The 9,324-nt window shown below is 59.4% G+C and carries 8 protein-coding genes, 1 tRNA gene and 1 pseudogene; 4 read left to right on the plus strand and 6 right to left on the minus strand.

Translation table 11 applies throughout. The features are described from left to right. Nucleotides 1–320, plus strand: a 320-nt coding sequence (locus CWO89_RS36060; protein WP_130583168.1) for a CPBP family intramembrane glutamic endopeptidase, incomplete at its 5' end; no start/stop codon positions are given. Between the two features lie 189 nt (nucleotides 321–509). Here CWO89_RS36060 and CWO89_RS36065 read toward each other — a convergent pair. After that, on the minus strand, nucleotides 510–851 hold the full coding sequence (locus CWO89_RS36065; protein ID WP_130583169.1) for a hypothetical protein: 342 nt from the start codon (nucleotides 849–851) through the stop codon (nucleotides 510–512). Between the two features lie 166 nt (nucleotides 852–1,017). Then, complete coding sequence (locus CWO89_RS36070) at nucleotides 1,018–2,544, minus strand: alginate export family protein (RefSeq protein ID WP_130583170.1); 1,527 nt, start codon at nucleotides 2,542–2,544, stop codon at nucleotides 1,018–1,020. A gap of 216 nt (nucleotides 2,545–2,760) precedes the next feature. Here CWO89_RS36070 and CWO89_RS36075 point away from each other — a divergent pair, with 216 nt between their 5' ends. Then, on the plus strand, nucleotides 2,761–2,991 hold the full coding sequence (locus CWO89_RS36075) for a hypothetical protein (protein WP_130583171.1): 231 nt from the start codon (nucleotides 2,761–2,763) through the stop codon (nucleotides 2,989–2,991). A gap of 596 nt (nucleotides 2,992–3,587) precedes the next feature. Here the strand turns inward: CWO89_RS36075 and CWO89_RS36080 are convergent. Further along, entirely contained in the window at nucleotides 3,588–4,328 is a 741-nt protein-coding gene (locus CWO89_RS36080) for an SDR family NAD(P)-dependent oxidoreductase (RefSeq protein ID WP_130583172.1), read from the minus strand. Between the two features lie 751 nt (nucleotides 4,329–5,079). Between CWO89_RS36080 and CWO89_RS36085 the strand changes: the two genes are divergently transcribed. After that, nucleotides 5,080–6,522 carry an amidohydrolase family protein gene (locus CWO89_RS36085; protein WP_349644925.1) on the plus strand — a complete coding sequence of 481 codons (1,443 nt, stop codon included), beginning with the start codon at nucleotides 5,080–5,082 and terminating at the stop codon, nucleotides 6,520–6,522. Here CWO89_RS36085 and CWO89_RS49270 read toward each other — a convergent pair. Both CWO89_RS49270 and CWO89_RS36095 read right to left on the minus strand, forming a co-directional pair. Then, nucleotides 6,483–7,514, minus strand: a pseudogene (locus tag CWO89_RS49270) (tyrosine-type recombinase/integrase); the annotation flags it as partial. The gene CWO89_RS36085 and the pseudogene CWO89_RS49270 overlap by 40 nt on opposite strands. 211 nt (nucleotides 7,515–7,725) lie before the next feature. Further along, nucleotides 7,726–7,810 (minus strand) — tRNA-Leu (locus CWO89_RS36095). Nucleotides 7,811–7,962: 152 nt separating this feature from the next. Here CWO89_RS36095 and CWO89_RS36100 point away from each other — a divergent pair. After that, complete coding sequence (locus CWO89_RS36100; protein ID WP_130583173.1) at nucleotides 7,963–8,499, plus strand: disulfide bond formation protein B; 537 nt, start codon at nucleotides 7,963–7,965, stop codon at nucleotides 8,497–8,499. Between the two features lie 38 nt (nucleotides 8,500–8,537). On the opposite strand, the gene CWO89_RS36105 is transcribed toward CWO89_RS36100, so the two are convergent. Continuing rightward, nucleotides 8,538–8,861, minus strand: coding sequence for a YnfA family protein (locus CWO89_RS36105; RefSeq protein ID WP_130583174.1), 324 nt, complete (start codon nucleotides 8,859–8,861; stop codon nucleotides 8,538–8,540). Nucleotides 8,862–9,324: the final 463 nt, after the last annotated feature.

A 9,324-nucleotide genomic window follows, 5' to 3' on the forward strand; every position in this document is an offset into this window, starting at 1 on the left:
GGGGCGGCCCGCTTCCGTTTCTCTTATCGTTCCTGGGCGGCGCCATTTTCACGCCCTTCGGCGAGGAAATCCTGTTCAGGGGCGTCGTTGCGAATGCGCTTAACCGCTACGGTGCGTTTGCCGGCGTCGTTCTCAGCTCAATTATATTCGGCCTCGCGCACGGCGTGAGCGTGATCCTGCCCGTCGCGATCATGGTCGGTGTTCTTTCCGCGATTCTCTTCCGTGCAACGGGTTCGCTTTGGCCCAGCGTCGTCCTGCACTGCGTCTATAACGGAGCCAATAGCTTCGCCTCGGCGTTGGGCTTCGCACCTATGCAGTAGATCGCCATAAAATGCAGTCCGATCTGCTGAACGACCGCCAGATAGGCGCGATAGCGAAGGTCTTCAGGCGGCGGAGGATGCTTTCCGTCGCAATTCAACCTGTCCCGCGCCCGTCACTGCTGGTCTTGCACATCCGGATCCAGTCGCGCCTGGAACAGCCTGCGCCGGTTGTCATAAGACAGCCCTTTACTACTTGGGTGGGTAGGGCTCGATGTCCGCAGACCAATAATGCCTGGCGATGCTCTGACTGTTTCGGATGACGTGGTAGGCAATATCCGGATCGCCTCCTTCAAAAGTGTCCGGATCTGCACCGCACATCAGGCAATACATTCGCTGATGAACGACGCCTGCAAAATATTCCAGCACCGGCGTGGCGTCTTCCTGATCGATTGCTCGCATGTCTTCGGTGGCCTGTTTGACCGCCTCTTCCAAAGCCAGAGAGACCGCAGCAGCCAACGCCGTGTCCGCACGTTTGATTACGTCGACGGCCTTTCTTTCAGCCAGCGTAAGAACAGGGCAACTTTTTGTCACTACTAACCTCCGTGAACTTTGATGGTTTCAGTGGAGCAACTCCTCTCCAATGCGCAGCGTAATCAAAGTCTTCCGTAAGGCTGGTCGAGGAGCGGGACGACGAAGTCGTTGTGCCGGCCACTACATCACGGCATCGGAGCAGCACAGCGATTGGCCTGAGTTTCTTTCAGAACTTGAATCTCACGTAGGCCGAGCCATATTGGACGTCGCGACCGGGTATCGCGCTCGCGGTCAGAAACGGTCCAACGAAAAAGTAGGCATAGGCCAGCGAAACGTCTACGTGCCGGGTGGCTCGCCAAACGATCGACGCCGAAAGCTGGTCTCCGATGTAGCGCTCGCGGCTCTCCTGTCCCGTCCGAAGCAAATTGCCGGCTAACCCGTAGACGCCGTCGTGTAGACTATTTCTCCAGAATAGGTCGTAGCCAATTCCCAGCTGAATTGAGTCCGATAGATTGGCCTTGAACGTGGCGCCCAGCGCCAACAGATTGGGAGCGCCGTTCAAGCCGATTGCAGCTTGACCGAAGTAGATTCCAGTGGGGAATAGAGCGCTAAACGTTCCGAATGTACCGCTTGCCGGGCCGCCGTCACCGCTCGTCGCCGCCGCTTTCAGACTCACGCGGGGCGCGAAAGGTATGGACTTGAAGGTGTAGCCCGTTTCTGTGGCGAAAGAATAGGCGCTTAACGGAAGACCCGCAAAACTGCCGGCCTGATATGTCAATTCCCAATCGTAATCCCAATTTCCCTTCGACCCGAAAGCCCGCGCGCCGAATGTATGACGCTGCTGGTCTCCCGTGCCGCGATCAAAGGTAGCTTGGCGATTGTTGATGCCCAGATAATACAGATCGAGGCCGCCACCCATCGAAGAGACCGCCTTAGTCGCGTAGAGGCCCCAAAACGTCGTGCGCGTGTCCGACGGATCGTCGAACACGGACGGTCGGTTCAGTACCGGTCGGGTGACGAGCGCGGTTGCGTGCCAACCGCCGACATCCAAGACAGCCGAGACTCCATCGAATGCCCGCCGGACGTTCGGTCCATCGCGCACGTCCACGAATCTACCAGAGCCGAATCGAAACTCCTGCCGCCCAAGGCGGACCGTAATATCCGCGCTAGAGAAAGCCGGTACGTCGAACTGGGCAAACGCCTGTTCCAGCCACAGTTGAGCCTCATCCACCGGGCGGGGCCCGCCGTTGCGTCCATTTACTGTCGCGCTGGAAAGTTGCCCGAAGAGCCGGATCCCGTCTCCTAGATGCCAATCCGAGTAAGTTGAAATGCGCTGAAGGAGGTAACCGTCGCGATCTTGTGGTCCCACCCCCCAATTGGCGTTCCTAAATACCTCGTACCACTCCCGAACTTCACCGCCCAAGGTTAGATACTGGTCTTCTTGAGGACTCAAAGAAATGAACTTGATGGGGTCTAAGAAATCGCGTTTGCACCCGGGATCACGAAGATAGCTGTAGTCTTCATCCTGACGCAGCAGCGCATAGGGCGGCGGCGAGGGGCAGATCGAATCCGCCCATGCGCTAGAGGAGATCATGCTCAGGGCAAACATCCAAACCCACTTCGACAGGGTCCGCGATTCTTTCTGAGTTCTCACGCTTCCGGCGTAGCTGGTACCGCTAGGCTTTCCGCGGATCACTACGCGAAGCTCGTCAGTGGTTACGAGCCGGGCATCGCGCCGCGAACCAGCTCCCATCAGCGGCTCCTCGTTGCGGGCGCATATCGAAGCAGCCGGTCCCTAGCTGAAGAGATCGCCCGCTTCACCTTCGGGCACTGTGGCATCGAGATCGTCATTGTCCGCCTTTCCCAATCTCGATGAGATCAGGCGATCCCGAATCGACTCGGCTCTTCCGAGAGCGCCCGCCATGACGCCCCGCTTGCTTGCCGCATATCGCTTTGGGACCATCCTCGCTTGATGGAGCAGTATTCCCACCGGGTAAGGGCGTCGGCGCGATTCTCGGAGGAGCCCGAAATATTGACGTCGCACCGCGCGGATCACTTCGCGGCCGTCTTGGCGGCAATTTCCGCCGGTCGCAAAGAATTGCTGCGGATGTATCGAGACGACCAAATCCACGACAGCGTGCTCCATGCAATCGAGCAGGAACTCGATCTGGAGGAGATCACGGTAAAGCGGTTCGTATGACTTAAGTCCGCTATCGGTAGAATTGACCGTGTGCCTCGGAAACCACGGCACACGGGAAGACGCTCAAGGCATCGATGAACTCCCAGATAGGCGTTTGCCAACCGATCATCCGACAGGAACGCCTCCCATTCTCCGGCGCCAATCTCGTGAACGATCCGGCCGGGGGCTATAAGTGCGCCCGGTCTGTGATCTCGGAGGCTATGTCGACGTTCTGTTCGACGAGGAGCAAGCCCATTCCTCTTTGTCTCAACTTTCGAGTAGTCCAGTGGATGGCTCGTCCATGATTAATTAGTGGGCTTGGTCGCAAGAGAAGCGCGCGCGATCGCAACTATCTGTTGTTATCCGCCGCCGCTTAGCAATTCCACGCGCTGCGACCGCCGGTCCGCGACGACGGGGAATAGCTCATAGACGTCGTCGAACGTGAACGCGATCCCTATGCCGTTGGCCGCCCGCCCGTATCGTTCGGCTATGACCAAATTGTCCTCGACCCGAAAGCTCGCCGAATAGATTGCGGTTTTCCAGCACACTCTATGGCGAGCACTTGCGCTGAGTGTCTGCGCGAGACGTTTAGTCATCTTCCAATGACAGCGCCAGTTTCACGCGATCGCACCCCCATCCGCGGTTAGGATAGCGCCCGTAATTATGCTCGCAGCGGGGCTGGCGAGAAATACCACGGCGTTCGCGACTTCGGGCGGCTCACCGAAGCGCCCCAAAGACGACAAGTTGCGCTGAAACTCGGCACCAGGGCCGTCCGCCGGATTTGCATCCGTATTGGTCGATCCGGGCTGTACAAGATTCACAGTGATACCTTTCGGTCCGAGCTCGCGCGAAAGACCGCGGGTGAAGGAAGTAAGCGCCGCCTTCGACATCGCATAGGCAGTCACGCCAGCGAACGGGACTCGCTCTCCCAGCCCCGAACCGATCGAGATGATGCGCCCTCCCTCGCCGAGATGAGGAATAGCTGCCTTCGCGAACAGCACCGGCGCTCGTACATTGACATCCATCAGGGTTTGGAATTCCGCAACGTCGATATCGGCAATCATGCCGTTGTGTCCGATAGCTGCGCTATTGACGAGGATGTCGAGCCCTCCGAGCGCCGATACGGCTTCTCTCACGGAGCGCAGGATGGCTCCCGGGTGAGCGCTGTCGGCTTCAATCGCGATCACACGACGCCCGGCGCTTCTGATCGAATCGGCGACCTTTTGCGCTTTCTCGGTCGAGTGCTGGTAGGTGAATGCGACGTCGGCGCCGTTCTCGGCCAGCGCCAACGCGATGGCCGCCCCAATGCCCCGCGACGCGCCTGTCACCAATGCACGCTTTCCACTTAAATCAATCATAAGCTGCCCCTTCTGGTACCGTCATTCGAGCACCCGAGCGGCTCACGTAAAGATTACGAGAGGCGCCTGAAGCCCCATCTCGCGCAATCTGGTGCTCGAGTGGACATTTCGTAGCAGCGAGAAGTGTCAAACTGTGTCGCAGCGAGAGGAACGCCGACCGATACGTCGGTTGTGATAAGGTCATCGCGTCTGAAGCGAATGTCGCTTCGTCTCCGAAGCCGAAGCTGCGACCTCATCTGACTGACATCATCTGTGTCAGCGGGCCGTTCGGCCGCAGCGTGAACGCGGATAGTCCGTACGCGCGCAAGTCGCAATTCATCAGACTGCTATCACGCGATCGCCTGACGTTCCTGAAGTCGGCGATCGGTTGGCGCATTCGGCTATGTGCTATCGTCTAGTGCAAGTCACCGGCTCGTTCCCGATTCTGCGACACAGTGTATCGCTGCAACTAACTACCGTCGAATGAACGTCAATGGTACTGCCCGTTTAGGCATCGTCATAAGGGCATGTGTCGTCCAACAAGCCAATTTGCGACAACGGCATGCGAGGACTTGGATGGCGCTTTTTAGCGCATGGGAGCGGACTGAGCGCGCACCGAGCACGTTGACGAGTTGGCTCATCGCCGTGAGTTGCGAGCCGGCAAACGGTAGACGTCGATGCTCGCCATCCTGCCTCATGCGATGAGGAACTTGCTATGACGACTACCGTCTAGCGAGGCCGATCGACCTTAAAAATATCCGAATGGGGTAAAATGATCAGAGGAATATTAATCGCGTTTGTGACGATTCTTCCGTTCTCCGCGATTCAGGCGCAATCGACGCAAAATGATCCTGGCGCTGACTTGATCGTTTTTAACGCAAAGATCTTCACCGGCAACCGTGCGCAGCCCGAGGCTTCGGCTTTGGCCGTCAAGAAAGGCCGCATCTATTCCGTCGGCTCCGACGGAGATATTCTCGGCCTAAAGCAGTCCGAGACCAAGGTGATTGATGCGCGCAGCCGCAGGCTCATCCCCGGCATCGTCGATGCTCATATTCATGTCCTCAACGACATGGCCTATAACTACAATGTACGATGGGATGGCACGCCGACGCTGCGTCGGGCATTGGCGATGCTGAGCGAGCAGGCCGAACGCACGCCGGAGGGCCGATGGGTTAAAGTGATTGGAGGCTGGTCCCCCTACCAATTTGAGGAGAACCGCTTTCCTACGATAGACGAATTGCACAAGGCCGTCCCCAATCGGCCCTTGATAGTACAGTATGCCTACAATCGCGCCTTTTTGAACAAGCGGGCGATGGAGGTTCTTGGTATGGGCACCGATCGGTTTCCCAAGGTGCCGGGCACCGAATTCGAAAAGGACAGCCGCGGACAATACACCGGCGTGGTCCACGGCAACACTTGGTTGTTTCTCGCATTGGAGACCATGGTGCCGCAGCCCACGTTCGACGAAGAAGTGAGTTCGTTGATCTATAGCATCCGCGGTCTGAACCGGTTCGGCGTGACCTCGATCATCGATAACGGCGGTAGATGGGAATACCCCAAAGCTCAGGCAAGGGTAGACATGCTTGCACGAGACAACCGTCTCAATGTGCGCATGCCCTTTGTGGATTTGCAACTCGGCAAAGGCGGGCCGGTAAACATGGTGGATCTGGAACTCGAGGCGATCACGAAAACAGCCCCGATAAGCCCAGGAGAAAACCTGCACCCCACCCTGGCACATGGCCATGAATATCGAGGGGCTGGGGAGGTTCTGAACGGAGAAGTGCACGATCATGAGAACTTCGATCGTCCGGCGGTCATCATCGAGCCGGAGAAGATGCGGCGCTTCGTCGAGCAGGACGTGAGGAAGCTGGTAGAGCGGCGCATCCCGTTCCGCATGCACACCACCTACAACGAGAACATCTCCCCCTTTCTCGACGCTCTGGAGAAGGTGAACGAAACAATCCCGCTTGCTGGCTTGCGATGGAGTCTCGAACACGCCGAGACCATTAGTCCGGAGAACATTGATCGGGTGAAAAAGCTGGGTGGCGGCATCGCCCTGGACCACAAAATGGCGCTGCACGCCGATGGCTTCATAAAGACCCATAGTCGCGAGGAGGCTTTGAGTAGCCGCAGGCGCTTGTTGAGCGTGTTGTTCGATAGCGGCGCGTCCTTCGAGCAGGAAAACGCGTACCGGCGATGGCCGGTCAGCTTCTGAACGCTGCGCAGAATTGCGCGTGCCTGCCGTGACAAAGGCACGACATGGTCCCAACCGGTCTTCATCTTGGCGGCTGGAATAGTCCAGCGTTCGGCATCCCAATCGACCTCGCTCCACTCCATCTCGTTGACCATGCCGGGGCGGGGAATGGTCAGCGCATCGAAGCGCAAGGCAAGGCCGACAACGTCACCGAACCGCGCTCGCGTCCACGGTGCGCTGATGAGCTTGAAGACGTGCGTCACGTCGCGTGGTTCGGTGACGCCCGGACGCGGCGTCGAAATGTTGGCAATCATCTGCCCATTCAGATTGCGGAATGGATTGTAGCCGTCGCCTTCGACATCGGCATAGTTGCAGATTTGTTCACCGATGCTGCGCACGCGGTCGCGGGTTTCCAGCTTTCCCTCGGCTTCGTAGGAACGCATGAAAGCGAGCACGTCCGGACGCTTGATGTCCTGCCTGCACAGCATGCCAAAGCGTTTCTTGACGTAGCCGACGCGCAGCTCAAGCACCTCGATGGTCTTGGGGTCGCGCCCCGCAACGATCCTGCCGCGTTTGACTTTCTCCACCTTCTTCTTCGCGAGCCACTCGTCGGCCCATTGCCCGAAAGGCCGGGCGGCGGCCTGCCTGTGCTTGTCGAGCTGCTTCTCGATGCTCGGGTCTTTGCCTTCCTTGAGCAGGTCTTTGGCCTTGTCGCGCTCGCGCCGCGCGTCGGCGAGCGAGAACGTGCCATCCTTGCCGTTACCGTAGGGGCCGATGGAGTAGGTTTTCTGGCGGCCGTGGAAGCGGTAGTCCATCCGCCAGAGCTTGGAGGCAGCGTTGCCGGGCCTGCTCACGTCCGGCGTGACGAAGAGATAGAGCCAGCCGCCGGTCACGTCGGAAATCTTGGCGGGACTCCACGCGCCATTGTCGCATTTCGGTCGGGCGGCGCGGCAGTCGACGTCGGTCTTGATCTGCTTGGGATTGGCGCACGCGCCGTCGTTCTTGCCGGCCATCTGCTCAATTCCTTCATTCGGAAAAGCGAAAGTCGCCGTGAACGTTTGTTCTCCCGATACCAGCAAAAATACCAGCAAATCGGGCGGCTGGGATCGGAGGAGAACAAACGGTGACGAACAGGAATGTACGCGGAAGTGCCTATTTTTCAAGGGTTTCCGGGCACTGAGCGGACGGTTGCGAACGCTTTGGAACGGGCTTGAACAGCCTGGTTGGTGCCCCTGGCCGGAATCGAACCAGCACTCCTTGCGGAACTCGATTTTGAGTCGAGCGCGTCTACCAGTTCCGCCACAGGGGCATTCGCCCCATCAGCCCGGAGGGCTGGCGTCGCGAAGCGGGCGGAATATAGCGGGCGGGGTGGCGGGGTCAACCCGCGCGGTTTTGATCCGAAGGCGGCTCGACAGTGGCGGGTCCAAGGGATACCACCTTGGTATTGCAGGAGCTTTAGCCGTGACGCTCGCGACCGCCAATCCGCTGTCCACACGCAATACCGCCAGTCCGGCCTTCACGGCGTCGGCGGCCGTGGCCGTCATCGCGGCGGCGACGCTGGCGGGGGCCTGGTTCTTCCAGCTTGTGCTGGAGATCCTGCCCTGTCCGCTCTGCCTCGAGCAGCGTTACGCCTATTATCTCGCGGTCCCGCTCGGGGCGCTGGTGGCGTTCGTCGCCGCGAAGGGGGCGCCGCGGCCGCTACTGCTCGCGGGGCTGGCAGTTCTTGCGCTGGCCGCGCTCGTCAATGCCGGGCTTGGCGCCTACCACGCCGGCGTCGAATGGGGCTTTTGGCAGGGGCCGACTGATTGCACCGGGCCGGTCGGCAATCTCGGCAGCGCCGGCACGCTGCTGCAGCGGCTGGATACGGTGAAGGTCATCCGCTGCGACGAGGTGCAGTGGCGCTTCCTCGGCCTCTCGCTCGCCGGCTACAACGTGCTGATCTCGCTGCTGATGGCCGCCATCGCCGCCTGGGGCTTTTCGCGGACGGCACGCGCCTGAGACATCGCCCTCCGGCGTGAGAAGGCGCCCCCTATTAACTACCCACGTGGTCCCCATAGAATGACGGCTGCGCCGATCAGACATATGGAAGCGCCTGTAATGTCCCAGCGATCGGGACGTGCGTTCTCGACCGCCCAGAGCCACACAAGCGACGCGACGATATAGATGCCGCCATAGGTGGCATAGGCGCGTCCCGCCGCCTCGGTCTCGACGAGCGTCAGCAGGTAAGCGAACATGATGAGCGAGAGCAGGCCCGGAAACAGCCACCAGACAGGCTTGCCTAGACGCAACCAGCCCCAGAACGCAAAGCAACCGGCGATTTCAGCGATCGCGGCGCCAACATAGACGGCAGCAGTTCTCATAAGGGATCAGCTCTCACAACTCCCGCCGTCATTCAAGGCGGCGGGTCAAATCGCCGCTGTCCAAACGCGCAGTGCGGGCCCGGACCCGACTGCGTGATCCTCGATGATTTGTCGAAAGGGCAAGAAGAAACGGCTTGCACTTCAGAAGTCCAGTGCTCGAAGCGTAGCCCGTGTTCCTAAGCGCAATGCGGAAGTGCGAGCGCGCTGCGGCGATCGCCAACCTCTCTTCGTCATTCCGGGGCGTCCGAAGGACGAGCCCGGAATCTATTCGTCCATTTGCGCGAGCGGCGAAATGGATTCCGGGCTCATCGCTTCGCGATGCCCCGGAATGACGGAAGAAAATTCGCGAGCGATTCCAAGGTGATTTGGGTCGTCCAGCCCTCACGCGGAAAATAAACCGCTTAACCCGTCGGGCAAATCAGTGATTTAACTCCGCGCGTTTCGGCGCGAATGAGGGGTGGGT

The organism is Bradyrhizobium sp. Leo170, from assembly GCF_004296405.1.
Lineage (GTDB): Bacteria > Pseudomonadota > Alphaproteobacteria > Rhizobiales > Xanthobacteraceae > Bradyrhizobium.

Bases quoted from the DNA above. Each gene is read 5' to 3' on its own strand.
- CWO89_RS36070 (WP_130583170.1), bottom strand. From the start codon at position 2,544: ATGGGAGCTGGTTCGCGGCGCGATGCCCGGCTCGTAACCACTGACGAG.
- CWO89_RS36080 (WP_130583172.1), bottom strand. From the start codon at position 4,328: ATGATTGATTTAAGTGGAAAGCGTGCATTGGTGACAGGCGCGTCGCGG.
- CWO89_RS36085 (WP_349644925.1), top strand. From the start codon at position 5,080: ATGATCAGAGGAATATTAATCGCGTTTGTGACGATTCTTCCGTTCTCC.
- CWO89_RS36105 (WP_130583174.1), bottom strand. From the start codon at position 8,861: ATGAGAACTGCTGCCGTCTATGTTGGCGCCGCGATCGCTGAAATCGCC.